The sequence below is a fragment of the Caulobacter sp. SL161 genome, from assembly GCF_026672375.1.
Taxonomy (GTDB): Bacteria; Pseudomonadota; Alphaproteobacteria; order Caulobacterales; family Caulobacteraceae; genus Caulobacter.
Genome location: NZ_JAPPRA010000001.1, coordinates 2788879 through 2812625, shown reverse-complemented (window position 1 = coordinate 2812625; position 23747 = coordinate 2788879). Strand labels below are relative to the sequence as shown.

Annotated in this window: 25 protein-coding genes, 1 other RNA gene and 3 pseudogenes; 12 read left to right on the top strand and 17 right to left on the bottom strand. The window is 66.8% G+C overall.

Features of this window, described 5'->3' with window-relative positions:
• Positions 1-21 precede the first annotated feature (21 nt).
• The 9 genes from OVA11_RS13675 to miaA all read right to left on the bottom strand — a co-directional run bounded on the left by OVA11_RS13675 (position 22) and on the right by miaA (position 6588).
• Entirely contained in the window at positions 22-795 is a 774-nt protein-coding gene (locus OVA11_RS13675) for a C13 family peptidase (protein WP_268067875.1), read from the bottom strand.
• A gap of 7 nt (positions 796-802) precedes the next feature.
• Complete coding sequence (locus OVA11_RS13670) at positions 803-1276, bottom strand: PaaI family thioesterase (RefSeq protein ID WP_268067874.1); 474 nt, start codon at positions 1274-1276, stop codon at positions 803-805.
• Positions 1273-1761, bottom strand: a complete 489-nt coding sequence (locus tag OVA11_RS13665) for an SspB family protein (RefSeq protein WP_268067873.1) — start codon at positions 1759-1761, stop codon at positions 1273-1275. Before OVA11_RS13665 ends, OVA11_RS13670 begins: the two co-directional genes overlap by 4 nt.
• 262 nt (positions 1762-2023) lie before the next feature.
• Positions 2024-2388: a transfer-messenger RNA gene (gene ssrA / locus OVA11_RS13660) on the bottom strand.
• Positions 2389-2418: 30 nt separating this feature from the next.
• Complete coding sequence (gene ilvN / locus OVA11_RS13655; protein ID WP_268067872.1) at positions 2419-2976, bottom strand: acetolactate synthase small subunit; 558 nt, start codon at positions 2974-2976, stop codon at positions 2419-2421.
• A 42-nt stretch (positions 2977-3018) separates the two neighbouring features.
• The gene (locus OVA11_RS13650) at positions 3019-4824 is read right to left on the bottom strand and encodes an acetolactate synthase 3 large subunit (RefSeq protein ID WP_268067871.1); all 1806 of its coding nucleotides are present in this window, start codon (positions 4822-4824) and stop codon (positions 3019-3021) included.
• 104 nt (positions 4825-4928) lie between these two features.
• Positions 4929-4976 (bottom strand): hypothetical protein, encoded by a 48-nt coding sequence (locus tag OVA11_RS13645; RefSeq protein WP_024265762.1) that lies wholly within the window; start codon positions 4974-4976, stop codon positions 4929-4931.
• Between the two features lie 254 nt (positions 4977-5230).
• Positions 5231-5701: a CinA family protein gene (locus OVA11_RS13640; RefSeq protein ID WP_268067870.1), complete on the bottom strand. Its 471-nt coding sequence runs from the start codon at positions 5699-5701 to the stop codon at positions 5231-5233.
• Complete coding sequence (gene miaA, locus OVA11_RS13635) at positions 5698-6588, bottom strand: tRNA (adenosine(37)-N6)-dimethylallyltransferase MiaA (protein ID WP_268067869.1); 891 nt, start codon at positions 6586-6588, stop codon at positions 5698-5700. The genes OVA11_RS13640 and miaA overlap by 4 nt, the downstream gene beginning before the upstream one ends.
• Here miaA and serB point away from each other — a divergent pair.
• The 3 genes from serB to OVA11_RS13620 all read left to right on the top strand — a co-directional run bounded on the left by serB (position 6569) and on the right by OVA11_RS13620 (position 9299).
• Positions 6569-7447: a phosphoserine phosphatase SerB gene (serB, locus tag OVA11_RS13630; protein WP_268067868.1), complete on the top strand. Its 879-nt coding sequence runs from the start codon at positions 6569-6571 to the stop codon at positions 7445-7447. The two genes, miaA and serB, sit on opposite strands and share 20 nt — an antisense overlap.
• Positions 7444-8109 carry an HAD family hydrolase gene (locus tag OVA11_RS13625; protein WP_096050849.1) on the top strand — a complete coding sequence of 222 codons (666 nt, stop codon included), beginning with the start codon at positions 7444-7446 and terminating at the stop codon, positions 8107-8109. Before serB ends, OVA11_RS13625 begins: the two co-directional genes overlap by 4 nt.
• An 86-nt stretch (positions 8110-8195) precedes the next feature.
• Positions 8196-9299, top strand: a complete 1104-nt coding sequence (locus OVA11_RS13620) for an Mrp/NBP35 family ATP-binding protein (RefSeq protein WP_268067867.1) — start codon at positions 8196-8198, stop codon at positions 9297-9299.
• 113 nt (positions 9300-9412) lie between these two features.
• Here OVA11_RS13620 and OVA11_RS13615 read toward each other — a convergent pair whose 3' ends face one another.
• Positions 9413-10702, bottom strand: coding sequence for an outer membrane protein transport protein (locus tag OVA11_RS13615; protein ID WP_268067866.1), 1290 nt, complete (start codon positions 10700-10702; stop codon positions 9413-9415).
• A 230-nt stretch (positions 10703-10932) separates the two neighbouring features.
• Positions 10933-11838, bottom strand: a complete 906-nt coding sequence (locus OVA11_RS13610; protein ID WP_268067865.1) for an SDR family NAD(P)-dependent oxidoreductase — start codon at positions 11836-11838, stop codon at positions 10933-10935.
• Between the two features lie 318 nt (positions 11839-12156).
• Between OVA11_RS13610 and OVA11_RS19845 the strand changes: the two are divergent.
• Positions 12157-12268 (top strand): annotated as a pseudogene (locus tag OVA11_RS19845) (hypothetical protein); the annotation flags it as partial.
• On the opposite strand, the pseudogene OVA11_RS13605 reads toward OVA11_RS19845, so the two are convergent.
• The 4 genes and pseudogenes from OVA11_RS13605 to OVA11_RS13590 form a co-directional block, all read right to left on the bottom strand.
• Positions 12244-12457 (bottom strand): annotated as a pseudogene (locus OVA11_RS13605) (hypothetical protein); the annotation flags it as partial. The pseudogenes OVA11_RS19845 and OVA11_RS13605 overlap by 25 nt on opposite strands.
• Positions 12458-12887: 430 nt before the next feature.
• Positions 12888-13892, bottom strand: coding sequence for an HlyD family secretion protein (locus OVA11_RS13600; RefSeq protein WP_268067864.1), 1005 nt, complete (start codon positions 13890-13892; stop codon positions 12888-12890).
• A 20-nt stretch (positions 13893-13912) separates the two neighbouring features.
• Positions 13913-14662 (bottom strand): ABC transporter ATP-binding protein, encoded by a 750-nt coding sequence (locus OVA11_RS13595; protein ID WP_268067863.1) that lies wholly within the window; start codon positions 14660-14662, stop codon positions 13913-13915.
• Positions 14659-15861, bottom strand: coding sequence for an ABC transporter permease (locus tag OVA11_RS13590; protein ID WP_268067862.1), 1203 nt, complete (start codon positions 15859-15861; stop codon positions 14659-14661). Before OVA11_RS13590 ends, OVA11_RS13595 begins: the two co-directional genes overlap by 4 nt.
• Before the next feature lie 335 nt (positions 15862-16196).
• Here OVA11_RS13590 and OVA11_RS13585 point away from each other — a divergent pair, with 335 nt between their 5' ends.
• From OVA11_RS13585 to OVA11_RS13575, 3 genes are all read left to right on the top strand, one after another.
• Positions 16197-17105 carry an EF-hand domain-containing protein gene (locus OVA11_RS13585; protein ID WP_268067861.1) on the top strand — a complete coding sequence of 303 codons (909 nt, stop codon included), beginning with the start codon at positions 16197-16199 and terminating at the stop codon, positions 17103-17105.
• A gap of 201 nt (positions 17106-17306) precedes the next feature.
• The gene (locus tag OVA11_RS13580) at positions 17307-18587 is read left to right on the top strand and encodes a NupC/NupG family nucleoside CNT transporter (RefSeq protein ID WP_268067860.1); all 1281 of its coding nucleotides are present in this window, start codon (positions 17307-17309) and stop codon (positions 18585-18587) included.
• 62 nt (positions 18588-18649) lie between these two features.
• The gene (locus tag OVA11_RS13575) at positions 18650-19273 is read left to right on the top strand and encodes a glutathione S-transferase family protein (protein ID WP_268067859.1); all 624 of its coding nucleotides are present in this window, start codon (positions 18650-18652) and stop codon (positions 19271-19273) included.
• Here OVA11_RS13575 and OVA11_RS19840 read toward each other — a convergent pair.
• Both OVA11_RS19840 and OVA11_RS13570 read right to left on the bottom strand, forming a co-directional pair.
• Positions 19274-19384: pseudogene (locus tag OVA11_RS19840) on the bottom strand (hypothetical protein); the annotation flags it as partial.
• A gap of 6 nt (positions 19385-19390) precedes the next feature.
• Entirely contained in the window at positions 19391-19843 is a 453-nt protein-coding gene (locus OVA11_RS13570) for a PaaI family thioesterase (protein ID WP_268067858.1), read from the bottom strand.
• Between the two features lie 102 nt (positions 19844-19945).
• On the opposite strand from OVA11_RS13570, the gene OVA11_RS13565 reads away from it, so the two are divergent.
• The 5 genes from OVA11_RS13565 to OVA11_RS13545 all read left to right on the top strand — a co-directional run bounded on the left by OVA11_RS13565 (position 19946) and on the right by OVA11_RS13545 (position 23746).
• A complete protein-coding gene (locus OVA11_RS13565; protein ID WP_268067857.1) occupies positions 19946-20233 on the top strand; it encodes a DUF3253 domain-containing protein in 288 nt (95 codons plus the stop codon).
• Between the two features lie 73 nt (positions 20234-20306).
• Positions 20307-20939 (top strand): glutathione S-transferase family protein, encoded by a 633-nt coding sequence (locus tag OVA11_RS13560; protein WP_268067855.1) that lies wholly within the window; start codon positions 20307-20309, stop codon positions 20937-20939.
• Between the two features lie 43 nt (positions 20940-20982).
• Positions 20983-21567: a uracil-DNA glycosylase family protein gene (locus OVA11_RS13555; RefSeq protein ID WP_268067854.1), complete on the top strand. Its 585-nt coding sequence runs from the start codon at positions 20983-20985 to the stop codon at positions 21565-21567.
• Complete coding sequence (locus OVA11_RS13550) at positions 21564-22622, top strand: alpha/beta hydrolase (protein ID WP_268067853.1); 1059 nt, start codon at positions 21564-21566, stop codon at positions 22620-22622. Before OVA11_RS13555 ends, OVA11_RS13550 begins: the two co-directional genes overlap by 4 nt.
• 62 nt (positions 22623-22684) lie before the next feature.
• Complete coding sequence (locus OVA11_RS13545) at positions 22685-23746, top strand: Leu/Phe/Val dehydrogenase (protein WP_010919943.1); 1062 nt, start codon at positions 22685-22687, stop codon at positions 23744-23746.
• Position 23747: the final 1 nt, after the last annotated feature.

Sequence of the window (23747 nt, the reverse complement as noted above, 5' to 3'; positions counted from 1 at the left end):
GGTCAAACCGCGATCGCGGGCTTACGGCGCCTTTGTCGGCGTTCGGTTGAAGGCGTACAGCGGAAGCATGGGGCGCAGCGCAGGACCAACCCAGATCTGAGGTTCGGAAGCCGGTTCGGCGCCGGTCTCCTTTTCCTTGCGCGCGACGCAGGCCTGTATACCCGCGCCCAGGTTGGCGAAGTCGCGGGCGTGGGGCGCGGCCGACAGAAAGCAGTCGTCGAAGAACGGATACTTGTCGCTCTCGCCACAGCCGAACGAGGCGCGATCGGGCCGTGCCGCCGTCAGGATCAGTCGGTCAGGTCTTTGCAACGGCGGGATGAAGACGCCTGAAAAACAGGCGGAGATCACCACCACGCTGGGCCGCGCGGGACAGGCGTCATTCAGCATCGCCGCCAGCAGGTGGGGGCGGAGCAACTGCTTGCCGAGAATCACCCCTTCGGGGCTGCCGTGGGTGCTGATGTAGAAGAGGCAGCCCGCCTTGGCGGTCTCGCCCCTGGTTCGAAGCGCCTCATAGATCGTCCGGGCTTCCGAGCGGCTTGGCGCGTCCGACGGGTAGCGTTCGGGACGGACGGAGAACTGCTGGATCCCAGAGGTCTCAAAGCCCATGCCGACCAGGGCCTTGGTGACGTCTCGGCGAGCATTGTCAAAGGCTTCGGTGTGGCCGCCCGAATGCGCCTGAAAGTCGCCCGCGATGACGACCGCGTTCCAGTTTGAGAACGGCCCGCCGGCGAGCGCCGCCGTGGCGGGCGAGAAGAGCAAAACCAGAAGTCCGATGACCGCCGCTGCTCTCCGCATCGTCCGCCTACGTCTTCTTGAAGTTGGCGAAGGGGGTGGGAATCGCCGTGCCGGTGGACTTGGCCAGAAGCCGACCTTCGGCGTCGTAGAGCTCGCCCTCCATGAAGCAGATCGTGCGCCCCCACTTCACCACGCGGCCGATCCCGCGCAGGCTTCCCGGCATGGCGGGCCGCAGGAAGCTGGTCTTCATCTCCAGGGTCGGAACCACGTGGGTCATGCCGGACGTGATCATGCCCGCGACCGACATGCACTCATCCAGCATGGCGCAGACATAGCCGCCCTGGATCTGGCCCATGGGGTTGCAGAGTAGATCAGCGCGCGCGGTGAAGCCGACTTCAACCTCGCGATCGGCCTGCCGGACCGCCAGCAGTTCAAAGCCCAGGGTCTGGGAGCCTGTCGGCTGTCGCTTGGACGCGCGGAAGCGGGCGAGGATCGCCTCGTCCGTCAAGGTTTCCGGCGCGTCCGAGGCGATGTCGCTCATTTCTTGCGGAACTGGTCCAGGGAGACGATCTTTGGGCCTTCGTCGCCTGACGCGCCGGTGGTCGCCTTCTCTTCGGGCTCCGGATCCGGCTCGGGCTCGTCCTCGATGATTTCCGGCGCCGAGAACTGCAGGGCGAACTGAACCGACGGATCATAGAAGCGCGTGAGCGCCGCGTAGGGCACCGAAAGGCGCTTGGGCTGGCCGCCGAACTTCAGGGTGACCGAGAAGAAGGTCTCGCCGGGCGCCAGGTCCCAGTACTGATGCTGCAGGACGATCGTCATCTCGTCCGGATATTTCGACAGCAGATCCTGCGGACCCGACACGCCCGCCGCCTTCGTCTTGAAGGTGATGTAGAGGTGGTGAGGTTCGGGCAGGCCGCCCGGCGCGGCGGCCTTTTTCAGGGCCGCCTTGACCACGCCGCGAAGGGCGTCCTGGGCCATGGCCTCGTATTGCATGAGGTCTTCGGGCGGTTCGGTCTGGGACATGCTCGGCGTGAAACTTCGAACTGAAAACGAGATTCCAAGCCTAGCGCGTCACGCGCCACGCGCAAAGCAGGCGTCGCGGGATTCCTCAGCGATGTCGGGGAAGGGCAAGGTGGAGGGATTCTGTTGGCAGGCTCCCCCATGTCCTCAAGAAGCAAGAGGAGGGAGCCTCGGCAATGTCGGGAGAAGGTGGAGGGATTCTGTTGGCAGGCTCCCCCATGTCCTCAAGAAGCAAGAGGAGGGAGCCTCGGCAATGTCGGGAGAAGGTGGAGGGATTCTGTTGGCAGGCTCCCTCCGGGCCCCGCCTAGGGATCTGAACCCCTAGGACTTAAGAGGCGAATTCACCTGCACCGCATTACGCAGCGACGGCGAACTCTTCAGCGAAGTTATCGTTCGCATTTAGATAAAGGCCCGAAACGGTGGGCCAAGCCGAGAGAAAGCATACACCTTTACACGTCTGTCGATGCTGATCGGCCCCATGCAGTCCCATGATAACTTGGGAGAGATTTGGTGGAGCCGCCGGGAATCGCACCCGGGTCCAGTCCGCTTATTACGTGCGCGTTTATCCCCATAGTTCGGCCGAAGCCGGACCCAGTGAATATAGGGACTCCATCCCGCCAAGGGAAGGGCGCGGGGCGGTTTCTCCCCAGCCGCCCTCGGCTACATGCCTTCGAAGCCGCGCTCGATGGACAGGACGCCGGTGCGAGACAGCTCCACCAGGCCCAGCGGGCGCATCAGATCGAGGAACTTGTCGATCTTGGACGGGGCGCCCGAGATCTCGAACACAAAGCTCTCCAGCGTGGTGTCGACCGGCTTGGCGCGGAAGATTTCGGCGATGCGCAGGGCCTCGACGCGATCGACGCCCGAGCCGCGCACTTTCACCAGGGCCAGCTCACGCTCGACCCCGTTGGGGTCGCGGGTGACGTCGTGAACGCGGCGCACGTTCACCACCTTGTTCAGCTGGGCCTCGATCTGGTCCAGCACATGGCGGGTGCCGCGGGTGACCACGGTGATACGGCTGGTGTGCGCCTTGCGGTCCGTCTCGGCGACGGTGAGGCTTTCGATGTTGTACCCCCGCGCGGCGAACAGTCCGACCACGCGGTGCAGCACGCCGGGCTCGTTGTCGACGAGGAGGGCGAAGGTGGCGGACTGTTCGGCCTGGTCCTTGGGGCTAAGGTCGTAGGCCGAGGCGGGGGCGGGTTGGACGTTGGCGGTCATGGATCGCTTCTAAGCCAAAGGGTTGCGGAAGGGCGAGGGGGCTTAGACCAGTCCCGCGCCGTCCTCGCCGATGACGTTGCCGATATCCTCGACCTCGCCCATGATCATTTCGTTGTGCGCCTTGCCCGACGGGATCATCGGCAGGCAGTTCTCGTGCTTCTCGACGCGGCAGTCGAAGATCACCGGCTTGTCGCTGTTGATCATCTCCAGGATCTTGCCGTCCAGCTCTGCGGGGTTGTCGCAGCGGATGCCGACCGCGCCATAGGCCTCGGCCAGTTTCACGAAGTCGGGCAGGCTGTCGGAGTAGGAGTGGCTGTAGCGCTCGCCGTGTAGCAGCTGCTGCCATTGGCGCACCATGCCCATCCACTCGTTGTTCAGGATGAAGATCTTGACCGGCAGATCGAACTGGATCGCCGTCGACAGCTCCTGGATGCACATCTGGATCGAAGCCTCGCCGGCGATGTCGACGACCAGGCTGTTCGGATGCGCCAGTTGCACGCCCAGGGCTGCGGGCAGGCCATAGCCCATGGTGCCGAGACCGCCGGAGGTCATCCAGCGGTTCGGCTGTTCGAAGCGGAAGAACTGCGCGGCCCACATCTGGTGCTGGCCGACTTCGGTGGTGATGTAGACGTCCTTGTCCTTGGTCAGTTCGTACAGGCGCTCGATGGCGTACTGCGGCTTGATGACCGAATCCGAGCGCTTGTAGGCTAGGCACTGGCGAGCGCGCCATTGGTCGATCTGCGCCCACCAGTCCGTCAGGGCGGTCTTGTTGGGCTGCAGGTTCGCGGCCTTCCAGGCGGCGATCAGGTCTTCCAGGACCGAGCCGGCGTCGCCGACGATGGGCAGATCGACGCGGACGTTCTTGTTGATCGACGAAGGGTCGATATCGATGTGGATCTTCTTGCTGCCCGGCGAGAAGGCGTCGAGGCGCCCGGTGACCCGGTCGTCGAACCGCGCCCCGACGCAGATCATCACGTCGCAGTCGTGCATCGCGTTGTTGGCCTCGAACGTGCCGTGCATGCCCAGCATGCCCAGCCACGCCGGATCCGCCGCCGGGAAGGCGCCCAGGCCCATCAGCGTAGAGGTGACCGGCGCGCCGGTGAGGGCGGCGAACTCGCGCAGGGCCGCGCTGGCCTTGGGACCGGCATTGATGACGCCGCCGCCGGTGTAGAAGATCGGCCGACGCGCCTGGGCGATCATCCTGGCCGCCTCGGCGATCCGGCCCGCGTCGCCCTTGGTGCGCGGCGCATAGGCGTGGGTCGAGGCGACCTCGCCGGGACCGAAGTACTCGCCCTTGGCGAACTGGACGTCCTTGGGGATGTCGATCAGCACAGGCCCCGGACGGCCGGTGGTGGCGATCTTGAACGCCTCGTGGATGATCTGCGGAAGGTCGCGGACGTCTTTGACCAGATAGTTGTGCTTGGTGCACGAGCGGGTCATGCCGACCGTATCGGCTTCCTGGAAGGCGTCGGTGCCGATCAGGTGCGTCGGAACCTGGCCGGTGATGACGACCATCGGGATCGAGTCCATCAGGGCGTCCATAATGCCGGTGATGGCGTTGGTCGCGCCGGGGCCCGAGGTGACCAGGACCACGCCTGGCTTGCCCGACGAGCGCGCATAGCCCTCGGCCGCGTGCGCCGCGCCCTGCTCGTGGCGGACCAGAATGTGCTGCAGGCGCGGCTCGTGGAACAGCGCGTCATAGATCGGCAGGACCGCGCCGCCCGGATAGCCGAACAGCACCTCGACTCCTTGGTCCACGAGACCGCGAACCACGATCTCGGCGCCGGTCATGGCGCGATCGGCGGTGTCGGTCGGAGCTTGGCTCTCGATGGTCTGGTGGGCGGTCATGGGACGATCCGGGTGGAGGGATTAGGCGGAAGAAGGGGCTGGAAAAGAAAAAAGGTCCCGAAGGACCTTTGCGCGCGCGACCGAGCTACGACGTGACTTCGAGGTCACCCCGCGAACGGCCGCTCCATAAGTACGATCATGGTTTTGCGCACGAGTCTTGCTCCAAAGCTACGGAAAGGGTCATGACATGCGTAAGATGGGGCGTCAAGGCGCTCTTTGCGGCAAGGTTGTGCCTTTTCTGGCGGTGTGACCTTGCCAGGATCAGCCCGTCCGAAGGGCAGGTTTCACCCGCCAGTGCGGTCGTCGCGAAATGCGGCGGCGCGACGGTGCCTGGCGCGGCGATTTTTCTCGCTGGAACCTCCTCTGATCGGTGCGAAACGTTGATCGGGAGGGGAGGCTCGCGAAGCTAGGACTTCAACGCTTCGAGCAGGAGCTTCAGCGCCGCGTCGCGGAAGGCCGCCATATTGGCGGCGCGATCACCGTGACCCGTCTCGATCACCAGGCTCATATCCACGGGACCGGATAAGGCGAGGCAGCAATGGCCAGCGGCGTCGCCATAGGCGTTGCCGGACGGGCCGGTCGCGCCGGTCTCGGCCAAGCCCCAGGTGGAGGCCATGCGCTCGCGCACGGTGCGCGCCATGAACCGGGCGTAGGGCTCGCTGGCCGAGCGCATCTCGCCCATCTCGTCCTTGGTCACCCCCATCAGCGCGGCGCGCGCCTTGGGCGTGTAGACGATCGCGCCGCCGCGATAGTACGCCGAAGCGCCGCCGACGCTGAGCAGGGCGGCCGAGATCAATCCGCCGGTGGAGGATTCGGACACGGCGATGGTTTCGCCCCGCGCCTTCAGCAACGCGGCGATCTCTTCGATCAGGGTCACGGGACGATCCTTTCCCAGTCGGGCGTTTGATTGCGGAACCAGGTCAACTGGCGCTTGGCGTAGCGTCGTGTTTCCTGGCGCGCGGCGTCCAGGGCCTGGTCCAGCGAGGTCTCACCCCGAAGATGGGCCGCGAACTCGCGGTAGCCGACGGCTTTCAGGGCGGGGAGGGCCGGGTCCATGCCTCGAGTTTCCACCGCGCGAACCTCGTCCAGGGCGCCTTGTTCGACCATGACCGCCAGACGGGCGTCACAGCGCGCGTAGAGCTCGGCCCTAGGCGGGTCCAGGACAAGGCCCTTCCAGGAGCCAGGGGCGAGGGCGGGCTTGGTGTCGGTCTGCCAGGCGGTGAGCGACTTGCCGGTGGCGATGGCGACGGCGTGGGCCCGGACCAGGCGCTGGCGGTCGCCGGTCTCGATCCGCGCCTCGGCCTCGGGGTCGAGCGGCTTCAGGATGTCTCGGAATTCGGTTTCGCCCCGCGCTGCATAGAGCAGGCTGGAGATCTCGCGCTGGGTTTCGGGCACCGGCGGCACGTCGGCGAGGCCGTGGGTCAGGGCGCGGAAATAGAGCCCGGTGCCGCCGACCACGATCGCCGGCTTTCCCCGAGCCCGGATCTCGGCGAGCGCCTGGGTCGCCGCCTCCAGCCAGCGTCCGACCGACCAGCCGATGGCCGGGTCCACGACCTGAAACAGGTGATGCGGCGCTCGCACGGTTTCCTCTGGCGAGGGACCGGCCGTGAGGACGCGGAGGCCCGCATAGATCTGCATCGAGTCGGCGTTGACGATCTCGCCGCCGATCCGCTCGGCCAAATCCAGGGCGTAGGCGGACTTGCCGCTTGCGGTCGGGCCCGCGATCAGCCAGATGCGGGACGCGATGTCCGAGCTCTCCACCATTCCGACCGTCCTCACCGTCGTGGGGGGCAACCCCGACGCTTACGCACAAGCCGTTTCGCGCGTCGAAGCGGCCCTGTCCAGCCGCCGCGAAGGCCTGGGGCCGCTGGCCGTAGACTTCTTTATCGACGGCGGCGATGTGGAGCCCGTCAAGACGGCCTTGGCGGATCTGGCCGTGGACTTCGCTATCCAGCCGACGGCGAACCGCCGCAAGGGCCTGCTGATCGCGGACATGGACTCTACGATCATCAACGTCGAGTGCCTGGACGAACTGGCCGACTTCGCAGGCGTCAAGGCGCAGGTCTCGGAGATCACCGAGCGCGCCATGCGCGGCGAACTGGCCTTCGAAGGCGCCCTTCGCGAGCGTGTCGGCATGCTGAAGGGGCTGGGCGTCGCCGCGCTGCAGGCCTGCTACGATGAGCGCGTGAAGCTCAATCCCGGCGCCGAGACGCTGGTCCGGACCATGGCCAGGCACGGCGCCCGCTGCGCGCTGGTCTCGGGCGGGTTCACTTTCTTCACCAGCCGTGTCGCCCAAGCGGCGGGCTTCCACCTGAACCGCGCCAACACCCTGATCGAACTGGACGGCGTCCTGACCGGCGCCGTTGGCGATCCGATCCTGGGCAAGGAAGCCAAGCTGGCCGCGCTGCGCGAAGAGACTGCAGCCCTTGGCCTGACGCCCGCCGACGCTCTGGCGGTCGGCGACGGCGCCAACGACCTGGCGATGATCGAGGCGGCGGGTCTGGGCGTCGCTTACCGAGCCAAGCCGATCGTGGCGGCGCAGGCCGACGCCAAGGTCGACCACACCGACCTGACCACCTTGCTCTACTTCCAGGGCTACAAGGCCGAGGAGTTCCACGCGTGAGTTTTCCCCGCCGCGTCGAGGGCGTGGTCTTCGACATGGACGGCCTGCTGCTGGACACCGAGATCGTCTATCGCGCGGCCATGATCGAAGCGGGCCAAGTGTTCGGGATCGGTTTCACCGGCGAGATCTACGCGGCGATGGTGGGCAAGACGACGCCGGAATGCGGGGTCATGCTGCGCGAGCTGTTCGGCGAGACCTTCCCGGTTCAAAGCTATTTCGAGCGGGTCTGGGCCGATGTCGAGGACCTGCTGGAGGCCGAGACACGGCTGAAGGCCGGCGTCATAGAGATTCTCGACTTCCTCGACGACCTGGGGCTGCCGCGCGGCATCGCGACCTCAAACGGCAAGCCGGCGGTGGAGCGCTATCTGGGCCGCTTTGACCTGTTGCCGCGCTTCCATGCGGTGGTCGCGCACCACGATGTGGTCCGCCACAAGCCGCATCCCGACCCGTACCTGGAGGCGGCCCGTCGCATCGGCGTCGATCCAGCCGCCTGCCTAGCGCTTGAGGACTCGCATCCTGGCGTTCGCGCCGCCCATGCGGCCGGCATGATGACGGTGATGGTGCCCGACATCCTCGATCCGAACGAGGAGATGCACGACAAGTGCGTCCATATCGCCGACAGCCTGCATCACGTGCTGGACCTGCTTAAGGCGTCGGCTTGACCCGATAGGCGGGCCGCGCGCCTCGACGCACTTGAAATGCCTGCCGCTCGCGCGGATATGAGGCCCCCGAACAGGAGGCCTCGCCCGTGACCGCAACCCTCGATGACGCCCGCGCGGCGCTGGACCGTATCGCCGACCCGGCCAGCGGGCAGGGGCTGGTGACGGCGGGTCTGGTGCAGGGCCTCGTCGTCCGTAACGGCCGCGCCGGCTTCATGCTGGAGGTCCCCGCCAGCGTCGTGGCGTCCTACGCCCCGGTGCGCGAAGCCGCTGAAAAAGCCCTGGCCGCTCTGCCGGGCGTCGAGCAGGCCCAGGTGGTGCTGACCGCTCAGGCCGCCGAGGGCGCGACCCGGGTGCGCAAGGGCGCTAAGATCACCGAGGATCCGCAGGCCCGCATGGCGCCGCCGCCCGAGGCGGAGAAACCCAAGCACGTACGCCACGTGATCGCCGTGGCCTCCGGCAAGGGCGGGGTGGGCAAGTCGACCGTCTCGACCAATCTCGCCGTGGCCCTCGCCAAGATGGGCCTGCGGGTGGGCCTGCTGGACGCCGACATCTACGGCCCCTCGGCCCCCAAGATGATGGGCGTCGACGGCGACCCGCTGTTCGAGGACGAGAAGCTGCAGCCCCTGGTCGCCCATGGCGTCAAGCTGATGTCGATCGGCTTCATCGTCGACGAGGGCAAGGCGATGATCTGGCGTGGGCCGATGGCCTCGTCGGCCGTTCGTCAGATGATCCACGACGTGGCCTGGGGGTCTGAGGCGCAGCCGCTGGACGTGCTGGTCGTCGACCTGCCGCCCGGTACGGGCGACGTTCAGCTGACCCTGGTTCAGAAGCTCCGTATCGACGGCGCGGTGCTGGTGACCACGCCGCAGGAGATCGCCCTGATCGACGCACGCCGGGCGGCCTCGATGTTCGAGAAGACCGCGACGCCGATCCTGGGCCTGATCGAGAACATGGCCTTCTTCGCCGATCCCTCGACCGGCGCGCCGATCCCGATCTTCGGCGAGGGCGGCGGCGTGGCCGAGGCGGCGCGGCTGAACGTTCCGCTGCTGGGCCGCGTGCCCATCGAGATCGCGGTTCGTCTCGGTGGCGACCAGGGCGTGCCGGCGGTGATCGGCGAGCCTAGCGGGCAGGCGGCGCAGGTCTTCGTCGGCGCCGCCCAGGTGCTTTGGGACGTGGTGAAGAGCCAATAGCTTGTGTCATCCTGGGCAGCCTCCGCGAGGCTTCCGGGATGCCAGAGCTTTGCGCATGAAAGAGGCCGCTCGGTCACCCGAGCGGCCTTTCCAGTTTCAGCGGTTCGTGAACCTTAGAAGCTGAAGCGCGCGCCCGTCGAGAGCACGACGGCCGAGCCCTCGACCTCGCCGCGCAGGCGGACGGTCGAGCTCGTTGCGGTCACATCGGTGCGATTGATCTGGCTCTTTTCAAACGCAATGTAGCTGAGCGCGGCGTCGAGCTTGAGGTTTTCGGTCGCGGCCCAGGTCGCACCGGTGGCGTACATCATGCGATCGCCGTCCGGAACGCGCGCCGTGCGGCCGACTTCGGGGGTCGGCGTCGGATCGTACTGGACTCCGGCCCGCAGGGTCAGGCGGGGCGAGGCCTGATAGTCGACGCCGGCCGCGTAGGTGGTGACGTTCTTGTAGTCCTGGGCGCTGATCGAGGACCCCCCCGTGTAGGTGACGCGGATGGCGTCGAACTCGCTCCAGCCCACGCGGCTGACCGAGCCGTTCAGGGTCCAGTGATCGTTGACGGCCCAGCGGGCGCCCAGGTTGAGCATCCAGGGCAGGGTGATTTTGGCCTGACCGTCGACAGCGAAGTTGCTGGCGGTCGGGATCGGGGCCAGCAGGCCCGAGACCTTCACCGCGCCGTCCAGCTTGTGGTCGATCTTGCTGCGGTAGCTGGCGCCGATCGTCAGGCTCTGGGACGGGTGGAACTGAGCGCCGACCGTGTAGCCATAGGCCCAGCCGTCGCCCTTCAGCGATTGCAGGCCATCGGCTTGCAGCGGCGAGATGTTGGGCAGAGCGTTGGTCAGTTCGGCGTCGGCGTACATCGCCGTGACGCCAAAGCCCAGGTCCAGCATCTCGTTGATGCGATAGGCGACCACGCCGTCGACATTCACCGTGCGCAGTTGCGATTTCAGGGCGTCGTAGCGGCTCCAGCTATCGGCCTGATACTCGGTGGTGAAGTTGTACGGCGCGGCGACCGACAGGCCCAGCGAGAGCTTGTCGTTGATCTTCCAGGCGCCGCCCAGGTTGGGGACCAGGCCGTCATTGATCGGATCGAGGGCGGTGTCGGTCCCGCCGACGGTCGTCGTCACGGGCACAGGGCGCGTGATCGTCGAGCCGCTGTTCGTGGTCTTTGCGTTCACCAGGATCATGTTCGCGCCGATATAGGCTTCGCTGCGGGCGATGCCGGCGATCGACGCCGGGTTCCACCACAGGCTGCCGACGCCCTTGTCGGCGACTTCGCCCGAATAGGCGCGGCCCGTGCCGCGAACCGATTGTTCCTGCAGATAGAAGGCCGAAGCGGAGGCCTGGGAGGCGGCGACGAGCGCCACGAAAGCCACGCCGACGGCGAGGCGGGTACGCGTAAGAGACATCTTTGACTTGCGACCTTCTTGGGGAGGAGGAGGTCCGCCGGGCGCCGGTTGGCGCTCGAGGAGCGCCGCCTGTAACCCATTCAGTCAAATAGCGTTGATATTATTGATGTTGGTGGTGAATTTTATCAGTCATGTAAAAGAAGCGGGGGCTGAAAGCCCCCGCATTAATCACTGTTCTGTCGAATATTGATCGAACGTTGCTTTTCGATCCTTGTTTTATTGCTGGCGCGTCAGCCGCCGGCCATCTTGCGGAAGAATTTCTGGCCTTGTTCGCCGCCGTTGAAATAGGCCTTCTGGCCATCCTCGGCGGTGATCTGACCCCAGCTGTCACGGACTTCCTCGGCCGACAGGCCGCCTTCGCCCAGATAGACGCCCTCGGTCTCGTAGATCCGCGACAGGGCGAAGGCGCCGGCGCCGGCGGTCAGGATCGCGCCGGTCGGGGCTTCGTCCGAGCAGAGATAGACGACGCCCGGCGTCACATACTCCGGCGCCAGCTTGGCCAGAACTTCGGGCGGCATCAGGCCTTCGGTCATGCGGGTGGCCGCCACCGGGCTGATGGCGTTGATCTTCACGTCGTTCTTGGCGCCCTCGAGCTTGAGGGTGTTCATCAGGCCCAGCACCGCCATCTTGGCCGCGCCGTAGTTGCTCTGGCCGAAGTTGCCGTACATGCCCGACGACGAGGTCGTCACGACGATGCGGCCGTAGTTCTGGGCCTTCATGATGTCCCAGACGGCCTTGATCGGCTTGAAGGTGCCAAAGACGTGGACCTGCATGACCGCCTCGAAGTCGGCCAGCTCCATCTTGGTCAGGGTGCGGTCGCGCAGGATGCCGGCGTTGGCGATCAGGATGTCGATGCGGCCCCAGGTGTCCATGGCCTGCTTGACCATGTGGGCCACGCCCGCGTCGTCGGTGACCGATGAGCCGTTGGCGATGGCTTCGCCGCCGAAGGCCTTGATCTCCTCGACGACCTTTTGAGCGGCTTCGGAGCCGCCGCCCGAGCCGTCGACGCTGCCGCCCAGGTCGTTGACCACGACCTTGGCGCCGCGACGCGCCAGCTCCAGAGCGTGCTGTCGGCCAAGCCCGCCGCCGGCGCCCGTCACGATCGCCACCTTGCCGTCGAAGCGGATGTCCGCCATGCCGAAGTCTCCCTCAAACGTGTGTTTGGTTTGGCGCGTTTGTGCGGCGCGGGAGAGGGGAGGTCAAGGGGAGGGGCTTTGTCATGATCCTCGCCGCTGCGTTGTTTCTTCTGCCCCCTCCGGGGGCGGACGACCGCGAAGCGGTCAGGTGGGGGCCTGCAGCGTCGGCGGGCCCTTTCCTGACTTGCCCCCTCCGCGCCTTCGGCGCTCCTCCCCCGGAGGGGGAAGAAGGTTGGCGCACAGCTTCGCGGCCTCACGCGGTTTCCCGCTGAAGGGATGGAAAGGGACGCGGAGCGCCGGACATCCGTCCGGAGTTGATTGATAAATACCGTTTCGACGAAGCCCGACGCTCCGCGCAGCCGTTATCCGCCAGCGTCCCGGGAAGGTGGCCCTGTTCAGGCCTTGTCGGGACCCGGGCGCCTCCGTTTCCGGCTGCGCCCGGTGATCGAAGAGGGACGAACCCTTTCCCTCGACCACGCCGACGGCGGGCGGGCCTGACCAGCATCAGGTCCCCGGACCGTCCGAGTAACCCCCTCGAACCTGTCCCCGCTCGACCGCCCCCCGCCGCCGCAAATGGTCGCTGGCCACGCGCCCTTTCCTCGCGATGAGGTGGGCGCATTGTGCGGGCGGTTTTGCGGGCGATGCGTCGATTTTGGATCGTCCCGTTGTTTGGCCGGCTAAGGCGTTGATTGTGTTGGCAGCAGGCGACCCCAATCCCCGTGCGCCGACGGGAATTGGGGTGTCCAGAGCGCATGTTCCGAAGCGGACGTCGCGGATGTCGGAGAAGGGTGGATGGCGAGCGTTAGATGCTCCCCCGCGATGCGGGGGAGCTGTCGCGGAGCGACTGAGGGGGCAAGCTGGGCGAGCCCCGCGTTAGCCCCCTCCGGCCCTCTGGGCCACCTCCCCCGCATTGCGGGGGAGGATCGGTCCGTCCAGGGTCGTGGGCCGTCGCAAGCTTCTCATCAGAAACTAGCCCCCTCAGCCTCAAAACAAAAACGCCGCGCGGGGGCCGCGCGGCGTTCCAAGGCGGTGGGGGCTGAGCGCGAGGCTTAGCCCTTCTTCGTGACCCCGCCGGCCACCGGCGCCGTCGGCTTGTCCCGCTTCACGCCGGCCTTCTGGCCCGGCTTCATGAACTTGACCAGCACGCGCTGGCCGACCAGCAGCGGGGCGCCGTCGGCGCTGACCACCACTTCGACGACGCGCTCGTCGCTGCGCTGGCTGGGATCGTCCGAGGCCAGCTTGCGGGCGCCGAAGACGGCGGCGCGGCGCAGGACCTTGCCGACATAGGTCTTGTCCGGATCGCCTTCCGGCTGGATCTCGACTTCCTGGCCGATGGTCACGTTCGGAATGTCGGCCTCGACGATCTCGGCGCGGGCGATGCGCTGGGTGTTGGGCTCGAGGTCGAACATGGCGGTGACGTTCAGGGTCGAGGCGCCGGAGCCCGGATTGGCCTGGCGGCGGGCGATCCGGCCGTCGGCCGGTGCGCGGATCACCGTCAACTCTTCGTTGAAACGGGCCTGGGCCAGCTGGGCCGAGGCGACGCCGATCAGGGCCTGCTGGGTGCCGATATTGGCCTGCGCCTGGGCGATCTGGTCACGCGCGGCGTCCAGCCGCTGAGCGGCCACATAGTTCGAGGCGGCCAGGCCCTGCAGGCGGTTGAATTCGCGTTGGGCGGTGCGCAACTGCACTTGATTCAGCGTCAGCTGGGCCTTGGCCGAGGCCAGGTTCGCCGCAGCGGTCTGAGCCGCCAGGCGCGCATCGTCGTCTTCCTGCTTGGCCAGGGGCTGGCCGGCTTTGACGATGTCGCCCTCCTGGACGAACACCTCGCGGATGATGCCTTGGCGGCGCGCGGCCACCTGGATCACGCCGCCCTCGACGTCGGCCTTGCCCTGAGCGATGGCCGCGTAGGGGGAGGGCTCTTCTTGAGCGGCGGCGGCCTCAAGCTTCTTCTTTTTCTCGGCCTGTTGGCCCTTGGCGTAGAAGAAGCCGCCGCCGAGCAGCAGCACGACGACCAGGACGATGTAGAAGGCGGGTCGGCGCAGGAAGCCGGGCATGTCGAAATTCCCCCAGAAAATCAGTGGCTGAGCGGCGCGGGATTGGCGTCGGGCGTTCTACGCACGTCGTCCAGGATCCGGCCGTCTTCAATGTGGATGACGCGGTCGGCATAGGCCTCGAGCCGCGGGTCGTGGGTCACGCAGATCACCGCCGCGCCCCGCACGGACGCGGCCTCGCGCAGCAGGCGGATGACGATCTGGCCGTTCTCGCCGTCGAGCGCCGAGGTCGGTTCGTCGGCGAAGATCAGGTTCGGGTTCTTGGCCAGGGCCCGGGCGATGGCCACGCGCTGCTTTTCACCGCCCGACAGTTCAGACGGGCGCTGGTTGACGCGCGGGCCAAGGCCCACCGACTCCAGCGCCGCCTGGGCCCGGCGCGCCTGCTCGCCGGGGCTGGCGCCCTGGTACTTCAGCGCCGTCATCACCTGCTGCTTGGCGGTGAGGGCCGGGAACAGGTTGAAGCCCTGGAAGATGAAGCCGCAGTGATCCAGGCGGAACTTGTCGATCTTGCCGGTGGGAAGGGCCCACAGGTCCTTGGCTTCCAGGGCCGACACCTTGCCCTCGTCGGGCTTCAGAAGGCCCGACAGGGCGGCCACCAGGGTCGATTTGCCCGAGCCCGAGGGGCCCATGACCATGGTCACGTCGCCGTGCTTGGCGTCGAAGTCGATGCCCTTGAGCACTTCGATATAGCTGCGGCCGGTCTTGAAGCGCTTGACCAGGCCACGGGCTTCCAGGGCGGTTTCGCCACGCTTGTGCGCGTTGTCACGGGTCATCGCAGCAGGTCCGCGGGTTGGCTGTTCTTGAGGACGCCGAGCGACAGGAAGCCCGACAGCATGGCGATGGCGACCAGGAAGCCTGCGACGATGGCGACCAGGACCGGCGGGAAGTACATCGGCACGCCGCCCATGGTCGCCAGCAGCGAGACACCCCAGGTCAGCAGGCCTGCGGCGAAGACGCCGACGATGCCGACCCAGAACGAAAGCTCCATCACGATGTTGCGCAGGTCGCCCATCGACACGCCCAGGGCGCGCAAGCTGGCGAACTCCTTGATGTTGGCCATGATCGCGCCGCGCAGGGTCTGCCAGGTGATGGCCACGCCGATCAGCAGGCCCAGGAACGCCGAGAAGCCCAGCATGATGCCGATGATCTGGTCTTCCAGCATGGCGTTGGAATTGGCGTCGGCCAGTTCCTGTCGGGTCCAGGCGCGGAACTTGCCGTCAGCCTTCTTGTTCAGCTGCGCGGCGACGATTTCGGCGCGGGCGGGGTCCTTGATCTCGACCATCAGCGGGCCGACGCGCTGGCCGGTGTCGGCCTCGCCCAGCATCCGCAGGGTGTCGCGCGACATCACCAGGGTGGGCTGGATGATGTTCGGGTAGCCGCGCGTGACCACGGCGATATGGATCGTCTTGCCGTTGTAGAGGGCCTTGTCGCCCTTCTTGACGCCCAGTCGCTTCAGCGCCGTCTCGTCGACCGCGACGGCATAGGGGCGGCGCAGGGCTTCGATCATCGACTGCGTATAGTCGGTGGGCACCGTGACATAGCCAGGGATCGCATCGACGACGGTGACATTGACGAACTCGGTCTTGCGAGCCGTGCCGCCGCCGCCTTTCTCGCCCTTGCCGGCCCGCTTGGCGCGCGCCTCTTCCTTGGCCTGCTGCTCAGGCGACAGGATGTTCTGGAAGCGGCCGCCAGAGCCGTCCAGCGGCGCGACCTGGGTGACTTCAGGGTGGCTGTAGACCAGCGGGATCATCCGGCGCGGCAGGCCGGACGGGCCGCCGAACAGCGCCTTGGCGCCCGGGCCCAGGACCATGATATCGGCGCGCGCGCGGTCGATCTGGGCGGTGAAGCCCTTGCCGATGCCGACGAACATGCCGACCTGCGCCAGCACCAGAAGGCCCGAAAAGGCCAGGGCGACGACGGCCGCCATGTAACGACGCCACTCGTATAGAAGTGTGGCCAAGGCCAACGACATTTGCGGACTCGCGCTCCCCCAATCGACGGTTGCAGCAATGAACGCCGATCGACGAGTGGCCAAGTTAAATCGGGGTAAGGCGCATTTCTGGGGTGAAATCGTTGCCGCCGGGGGCTGTCGCGCGCCGCTTTGAGCGCGATTGCAGGACGAGCGGTCGCCGCGCCGCCATCAAGGCCGGTCATGGGCGCTTCAGCGATGCATTGACCTTGCCGGGATAAGGGCACGTTTCATTTCTGCAACATGCTGATTTTAGGCATGTTTCTCGCGTTGCATCGCAGGCGTCGAACGGTCGGCGCGCGCCCCGCACACCGGGGCCTCAAGAGAGAGCGAGCGATATGACCATCACAAGTCTGGGGTTTTCCACGCAACCGGCGCGGTTGCAGCAGTTACAGGAGGCGATGTTCAAGACGGCTGACGCCGACGGCGATGGGCAACTGTCGCTCAGTGAGTTCCAGTCGGTTGGGCAGAATGTGCAGGGGCAGGGCGAACGACGCGGCCCGCCGCCGATGCGAGGCGGCGAGCCGCCGGCCGGACGTTTCGGAACTGATACGTTGTCGGCGCTGCTTTCGACCCAGTCGGTCGACGATGTCGCCGCCTCGGTGATGGAGGCCGGGGACGCCGATGGCGATGGTCTGCTGTCGGCGGAAGAGCTTTCCTCGGCGCTGTCCGCCAATGCGCCCTCCGACGCGCCTGCGGACGCCAGCGGCAAGATGGCCGCCGATATCCTGTCGGCGCTCGATACGGATGGCGATGGCGGCCTGTCGACGGCGGAGATCTCGACCGCCATCTCCAACGCCGCCGCCGGCACTTCGTCGTCGGCGCAGGCCATGCGCGGTCCGCCGCCCGGTCCGCCGCCGAGCGGCGGCGCAAGCAGCGCCAGCGGCTCCAGCAGCTCAAGCGGCGTGTTCGAGAGCCTGGACACCAATCAGGACGGTGTTGTTTCCGCCGAAGAACTGGCCGCCGCCGACGGCGCCGCCGAGGCGAGCGGCGCGGCTTCCGATCTGATCGGAACGGCCGATCAGGACGGTGACGGTGCGCTGAGCGGGGGAGAATTCTACGCCCTGCTCGAGGAAGGTCAGAAAACAACAGCCTCCACGGACACGACCGTCACCCTGGCCAGCCTGATCTCGGGCTCCAGCGCGGCGGCCGATCTGATGCAGAAGCTGCTGGCCCAGCTCGATTCGGCGCTGACGGCCTCCTCCACGACCGCGACGGCCGGTACGGGCGTCGACGCTACGGCCTGACGCCGGCCCTGTGTCATCCCGGAGCGGGGGCTTCCGGGATGACAAGCGCACGATGGTAAGAGGCTTATGACTTAGGCGCCTTGCGGTCTGGTTAAGCATTCCTTACGCAAGGCGCTTGCGTGCGACGCCGCAGTTGGTGTCAATCTCGCCCCCTTGGTCGGCGTCGTGGGGGCGTCGCCTCATTGTAAGGTCTTCGTCTTGATGTTCCGTCCCGAGAACGTTCAGGCCCTGGCGGGTCTGGCGCTCACCCTGGGCCTCTGCTGGCTCGTTTCCGAGAACCGCAAGCGGTTCCCATGGGGCCTGGCCATCGGCGCCGTGGTCATTCAGGTGGTGCTGGTGCTGGTGCTGTTCGGGTTGCCGCAAGCCCAGCAGATGCTGCGCGGCGTCAACGGCGCCGTCGAAGGCCTCAGCGCTTCGACCCAGGCGGGCACCGCCTTCGTGTTCGGCTTCCTGGCCGGTGGCGACCAACCCTATCCGGTGAGCAATCCGGGCGCGGGCTTCATCTTCGCCTTCCGCGTGCTGCCGGTGATCCTGGTGGTCTGCGCCCTGTCGGCGCTGCTCTGGCATTGGAAGATCCTCAAGTGGCTAGCCCAGGGCTTCGGCTTCGTGTTCCAGAAGACGCTGGGCCTGCGCGGCCCGCCGGCCCTGGCCACCGCCGCGACCATCTTCATGGGACAGGTCGAAGGCCCGATCTTCATTCGCGCGTATCTCGACAAGCTGTCGCGCTCGGAGCTCTTCATGCTGATCGCGGTCGGCATGGCCTGCGTCTCCGGCTCGACCATGGTCGCCTACGCCACCATCCTGGCCGACGTGCTGCCCAACGCCGCCGCCCACGTGCTGACGGCCTCGATCATCTCGGCGCCGGCCGGCGTGCTGCTGGCCCGCATCATCGTGCCGTCCGACCCGATGGAGAAGGGCGCCGACCTGGATCTCGCGACCGAGGATAAGACCTATGGCAGCTCGATCGACGCGGTCATGAAGGGCACCACCGACGGCCTGCAGATCGCTCTGAACGTCGGCGCCACCCTGATCGTCTTCGTGGCCCTGGCCACCATGGTCGACAAGATCCTGGGCGCGTTCCCGCCGGTGGGCGGTGAGCCGCTGAGCATCGCGCGCGGTCTGGGTGTCGTCTTCGCGCCGCTGGCCTGGTCCATGGGCATTCCATGGCACGAGGCGGGGACGGCCGGCGGCCTCTTGGGCGTGAAGCTGATCCTGACGGAGTTCACCGCCTTCATCCAACTATCCAAGGTGGGCGAGGCCCTGCTGGACGAACGCACCCGGATGATCATGACCTACGCGCTGTGCGGCTTCGCCAACATCGGCTCGGTCGGCATGAACGTCGCCGGCTTCTCGGTCCTGGTGCCCCAACGCCGGCAGGAAGTGCTGGGCCTCGTCTGGAAGGCGATGATGGCCGGCTTTCTGGCCACCTGCCTGACCGCCTCGCTGGTCGGCCTGATGCCGCGAAGCCTGTTTGGGCTCTAAGCCGCTTTCCTTCCGTCGCGAAAACCAAGCATCCTCCCGGTCAAAAGCCGGGAGGATTTCTTTTGAAACTCTACGATTGCCTGCGGGCCCCCAATCCTCGCCGCGTGCGGTGGTTCATGGCCGAGAAGGGGATCGCCGACGTCGAGATCGTCACGCTGTCGATCATGGGCGGCGAGCACAGGTCGCCGCAGTATCGTGGCAAGGCCGGTCTGGCCCACGTGCCCGCCCTGGAGCTGGACGATGGGACGGTGATCACCGAGTCGGTCGCCATCTGTCGCTATCTGGAAAGCGTCTATCCCGAGCCGAACATGTTCGGGCGCGACCCCAAGGAGACAGCGATCATCGAGATGTGGCTGCGGCGCACCGAGATGATGGTCGCCACGCCGATCATGCAGGGCGTTCGGCACAGCCACCCCGGCATGGCCGCGCTGGAGCAGCAGGTCCCCGAAGTGGCCGCCTACAATCTCGAGAGCGTCAGAAGGAGCCTGAAGGTGCTCGATGACCGCCTGGCCGAAAGCCCGTTCATCGCGACGGACCGCATCACGATCGTCGACGTCATCGCGGTCACCAGCCTGGATTTTGGTCGGATGATCAAGTGGCGGCCGGACGCTGAACGGGTCCACGTCAACCGCTGGCTGGACGCCATGCTGGCGCGTCCGGCGGCGGCGGCAGGCATGACGGCCTAGATCGGATCGGCGGAGCCGTCCTCGCCCTTCGACAGGCTCAGGGTGAGGACGACTTTTGACGCCGGTTCACTAGAAAACCTCATCCTGAGCTTGTCGAAGGACAAGGTTTTCGGTCCCTCAACGGTTTCGGATCTTCTTGATCACGCCCGAGAAGTTCAGCATCGGGCTGGAGCCGGTCGAGATCAGGCCGCGTACGAACAGCAACGAACCACCCGCGCGGACAACCTCGCCGGTGGCGGTGACCAAGTCGCCGGGACGGGCGGGGCCGACGAACTCGCCGTTCAGGCTGACGGTGACGGCGTGGCTCCCGGCAAGGTCGCGCCAGGCAATCGCGAAGAGGCAGAAGTCGGCGAAGGTCATCATGCAGCCGCCGTGCATGAAGCCGCCGCCGTTCATGTGCTTGGGCTCGGCGCGGAAGGCGCAGGTGACCCGGCCGGTTTCATCCTCGCGGAAATAGAAGGGGCCGGACTGGTCCTCGAACGGGTCCATACCCTGCCAGGTGCGCCAACCGGCCCACTCACCGGTCTCGACCAGTCGCGAGCTGCTGGAATTCTCGGCCCCGCCGTCCATGCCGTCCCCCTCCGAAACTTATCAGGGTTCAGTTAGAGCGGTCGTCGCGCGCGCGCAAGCCGCGCCTCGCGTTCGGATGCGATCCGTGGCATGGCGAGGCGTATGACCACCCCGATCCAAGACACCATCCTGTCCCAACTGGCGGCCTTGCCCGAAGGCAAGTCGATCGACCCTATGAACGTCGCCAAGGCGATCCAGCCCGAGCGCTGGCAGCAGCAGCTGGGCCATGTGCGCACCAACGCCATCGAACTTGCCCGTGAAGGCAAGGTGGTGATCCTGCGCCACAACAAGCCCGTCAATCCTGAGAAGTTCCGCGGCGTCTATCGCATCCGCCTGCGCCTGGAAGGCGATCCGACCAGCTTCGAGGAAGCGGCCGGCGAAGAAGAATAGTCGCCGCCGCGAGTTCGTCTTGAAACGAAACTGAGTCCGTGGCCTATGGTCTCCCAAACTAGGGAGACCATCGATGCTCATTTACGGCTCGTCGCTTTCGCCGTTCGTCCGCAAGGCCATGGTGTTCGCCACCGAAAAGGGTCTGGCGTACGACAACAAGGTGGTCCGGCTGGGCCAGCCCGATCCTGACTTCGACGCGTGCAGTCCGTTCGGCAAGATCCCGGGCTTCCAGGACGGCGACTTCAAGATCTCCGACTCCTCGGCGATCATCACCTATCTCGACGCGGCCCATCCCGAGCCCAACCTGATCCCGACCGAGCCCAAGGCGCGCGCGCGGACCGTCTGGTACGAGGAGTACGCCGACTCGATCTTTGTGGGCGCTGCGGGCCCGATCTTCTTCAACCGCGTGGTGGGGCCGCGTTTCATGGGCGCAGAGCCCGATCAGGCGGCGATCGACAAGGGGATCAACGTCGCGATGCCGCCGGTGCTCGACTATCTGGAGCGCACAATCCCGGCCAGCGGCTTCCTCGTCGAGGATCGTTTCACCCTGGCCGACATCGCCGTGGCCAGTCCGTTCGTGAACCTGGAACACGCCGGTTTCGATTTCGCCAAGTGGCCCAAGTCCAAAGCCTATGCCGACGCCATCCTGGCCCGGCCGTCGTTCGAGGGCCTCATCAAGCGCGAACGTCGGATGCTGGGGGCGTAGAGCCGCCCTTGGGGCGGTGGACGGGATCGCCTAAATCCCGTCCATGCCCCTCGAGACCCTTCTCTCCGAAATCTCGGCCTGCCGGGCCTGCGCGCCGTACCTGCCGCACACGCCGCGGCCGGTCACGCGCGTCAGCACGGCGACGCGACTGCTGATCGCTGGCCAGGCCCCGGGCCGGATCGTCCATGAGACGGGCCTGCCCTTCAACGACCCCTCGGGCGTCCGTCTGCGGCAGTGGATGGGGATCGACCGTGAGACTTTCTATGGCCGATCCGAGATCGGCGTGGCGGCCATGGCCTTCTGTTTTCCGGGGACCAATCCCAAGGGCGGGGACTATCCGCCACCGCCGCGCTGCGCGAAGCTGTGGCGATCGCAGTTGCTGGCGGCCTTGCCCAATGTCGAACTGACCCTGCTGGTCGGCCGCTACGCGCAGGAGTGGGCGCTGGGCGGTCGAACGGGCAAGACCATGACCGAGACCATCGAACGCTGGCGGGAACTCGGACCGAACGTTCTGCCGCTGCCGCATCCGTCCTGGCGCAACACCGCCTGGCTCAAGCGCAATCCGTGGTTCGAGGCTGAGGTCACGCCTTATCTTCGCCGGCGTGTCGCAGACATTCTACGGTCATGAATCGCCGCGCCCTGATCTTGTCAGCCTGCGCCGCCGCGCTGTCGGCGTGCGCGCCGCTGCGCCAGCGGCCGGAACTGGCGGCGCTGGGCTTTCGGGGGCCGCGCCTGACGGATGAGGCTTTCATCAGTTTTGATGGCGCGCACCTTGGTCTGATGCGCTGGCTGCCCGCCGGCGAGCCTGACTGGGTCGTGGTCGGCCTGCACGGCATGAACGACTACGCCAACGCCTATCACCTGGCCGCCGCCTGGTGGGCGGGCAGGGGGATCGCCACCTACGCGCTGGATGTGCGCGGGTTCGGTCGCTCGCCCGAGCGCGGCGTCTGGGCGCAGCCGGAGCTTGTCATCGAGGATGCCCGCCTGCTGGTCGAGGCCGTGCGCGAGCGCCATCCGCGCGCCAAGATCGCCCTGGCCGGAATCAGCATGGGCGGCGGTCTGGCGATCAGCGCCATGGCCACGCCCGACCCGCCCCGCGTCGACAAACTGATGCTGTTCGCGCCGGCGGTCTGGGGTTGGTCGAACCAGCCGTTGCCCAACAAGCTCAGCCTGTGGATCACCGCCCATGCGAAGGGCGACTGGGTGGTCAAGCCTCCCGAGTGGCTGGTGCGCAACGTCATGCCTTCCGACAACATCGACGAACTGCGCCGCATGGGTCGTGATCCACTGATGATCTGGGGCGCGCGCTCCGACACCCTCTATGGCCTGGTCGGACTCATGGAGCGCGCCTGGAGGTCGCCGGGCGCGATATCGACCCCGGTCGCCTGGTTCTATGGCGCCAACGACCACGTCATTCCCCGCGCGCCGACGGTCGAAGCGGTGAGCCGCCTCAAGTCCGGCGCGCTTACGGCCTACTATCCCAAGGGCTATCACCTTCTGCTCGTCGATCTGCAGGCCGAAGCGGTCTGGCGGGACGCCGAGGCGTTCCTGCGTGACGCGCCGGGGGCCTGGCCGCCGTCGGGTGTTCCGGCCATTCCCTCCAGTCTCGCGGCGATGACAGCGTTGGATCCGCCCAGGGCGGCCAAACGCAGCTTGTCGCAAGGTCAGCCTTCGGGCTTGTGAGCCGGGGAAAGCCAGCGTACACCGCCCGCCAACTTCATTCTGGCTGAGGCGAGACCGGCAGCATGACCTTGTTCGATTCCCCCGATTTCGAGGGACACGAAGGCGTTCACGCTTTCTTCGACGAAAAAACTGGTCTGAAGTCGATCATCGCGGTCCATTCGACCGCGCGCGGGCCGGCCGCCGGCGGCTGCCGCATGTGGGACTATTCCAGCGCCGATGCCGCCCTGACGGACGCGCTGCGGCTGTCGCGCGGCATGTCGTACAAGAACGCCATGGCCGACCTCGACTTCGGCGGCGGCAAGGCCGTGATCATCGGCGACAGCCGCAGCCAGAAGACGCCGGAACTGTTCGAAGCCTTCGGTCGCGCCGTCGACAGCCTGGGTGGCCAGTACTGGACCGCCGAGGACGTCGGGGTCTCGCCGTCGGACCTGGAAAGCACCCGCAAGACCACCCGCTTCGTCGCTGGCCTAGAAGGCCACGCGGCCGCCTCGGGCGATCCGTCGCCGGTGACCGCCGAGGGCGTGTTCCGCGGCGTGCGCCTCTGCGTCGAGCGCGCTCTGAACCGCGACCTGAAGGGCGTTCGCGTCGCCATCCAGGGCGTCGGCCACGTCGGCGCCTATCTGGCCGAGAAGCTGCACGCGGCCGGCGCGGAGCTGATCATCGCCGACGTGAACCAGGTGGCCCTGGCCGAGGTGGCCGCCAAGACCGGCGCCACGATCGTGCCGACCGACGCGATCTTCGACGTCGAGGCCGATGTCTTCGCCCCCTGCGCCCTGGGCGGCGCGATCTCGAACGCGACCCTGCCGCGTCTGAAGGTCAAGGTGATCGCCGGCGGCGCCAACAACCAGTTGGCTGACGCCATGATCGGCCAGACCGTGTTCGATCGCGGCATCCTCTACGCCCCGGACTACGTCATCAACGGTGGCGGCATCATCAATGTGGCGGCCGAGATCCGCGCCCTGGAAGCCGGCGGCGCGTTCGACGGCGGCTGGGTGGCGAGCAAGCTTGATCGCCTGGCCCAGACCCTGGCGGAAGTGATCGATCAGTCGATCAGCGAGAAGCGTCCGGCCAACCTCGTCGCTGACGAGATCGCGCGCGCCCGCATCGCCGCCGCGAGGGGCTGAG

Coding starts and splice junctions, on each gene's coding strand:
- OVA11_RS13545 (WP_010919943.1), top strand. CDS start 22,685: ATGACCTTGTTCGATTCCCCCGATTTCGAGGGACACGAAGGCGTTCAC.
- OVA11_RS13675 (WP_268067875.1), bottom strand. CDS start 795: ATGCGGAGAGCAGCGGCGGTCATCGGACTTCTGGTTTTGCTCTTCTCG.
- OVA11_RS13580 (WP_268067860.1), top strand. CDS start 17,307: ATGTTCCGTCCCGAGAACGTTCAGGCCCTGGCGGGTCTGGCGCTCACC.
- miaA (WP_268067869.1), bottom strand. CDS start 6,588: ATGGTGGAGAGCTCGGACATCGCGTCCCGCATCTGGCTGATCGCGGGC.
- serB (WP_268067868.1), top strand. CDS start 6,569: ATGTCCGAGCTCTCCACCATTCCGACCGTCCTCACCGTCGTGGGGGGC.
- OVA11_RS13650 (WP_268067871.1), bottom strand. CDS start 4,824: ATGACCGCCCACCAGACCATCGAGAGCCAAGCTCCGACCGACACCGCC.
- OVA11_RS13565 (WP_268067857.1), top strand. CDS start 19,946: ATGACCACCCCGATCCAAGACACCATCCTGTCCCAACTGGCGGCCTTG.
- OVA11_RS13550 (WP_268067853.1), top strand. CDS start 21,564: ATGAATCGCCGCGCCCTGATCTTGTCAGCCTGCGCCGCCGCGCTGTCG.
- OVA11_RS13610 (WP_268067865.1), bottom strand. CDS start 11,838: ATGGCGGACATCCGCTTCGACGGCAAGGTGGCGATCGTGACGGGCGCC.
- OVA11_RS13590 (WP_268067862.1), bottom strand. CDS start 15,861: ATGTCGTTGGCCTTGGCCACACTTCTATACGAGTGGCGTCGTTACATG.
- OVA11_RS13670 (WP_268067874.1), bottom strand. CDS start 1,276: ATGAGCGACATCGCCTCGGACGCGCCGGAAACCTTGACGGACGAGGCG.
- OVA11_RS13560 (WP_268067855.1), top strand. CDS start 20,307: ATGCTCATTTACGGCTCGTCGCTTTCGCCGTTCGTCCGCAAGGCCATG.
- OVA11_RS13665 (WP_268067873.1), bottom strand. CDS start 1,761: ATGTCCCAGACCGAACCGCCCGAAGACCTCATGCAATACGAGGCCATG.
- OVA11_RS13595 (WP_268067863.1), bottom strand. CDS start 14,662: ATGACCCGTGACAACGCGCACAAGCGTGGCGAAACCGCCCTGGAAGCC.
- OVA11_RS13555 (WP_268067854.1), top strand. CDS start 20,983: ATGCCCCTCGAGACCCTTCTCTCCGAAATCTCGGCCTGCCGGGCCTGC.
- OVA11_RS13585 (WP_268067861.1), top strand. CDS start 16,197: ATGACCATCACAAGTCTGGGGTTTTCCACGCAACCGGCGCGGTTGCAG.
- OVA11_RS13615 (WP_268067866.1), bottom strand. CDS start 10,702: ATGTCTCTTACGCGTACCCGCCTCGCCGTCGGCGTGGCTTTCGTGGCG.
- OVA11_RS13600 (WP_268067864.1), bottom strand. CDS start 13,892: ATGCCCGGCTTCCTGCGCCGACCCGCCTTCTACATCGTCCTGGTCGTC.
- OVA11_RS13570 (WP_268067858.1), bottom strand. CDS start 19,843: ATGGACGGCGGGGCCGAGAATTCCAGCAGCTCGCGACTGGTCGAGACC.
- ilvN (WP_268067872.1), bottom strand. CDS start 2,976: ATGACCGCCAACGTCCAACCCGCCCCCGCCTCGGCCTACGACCTTAGC.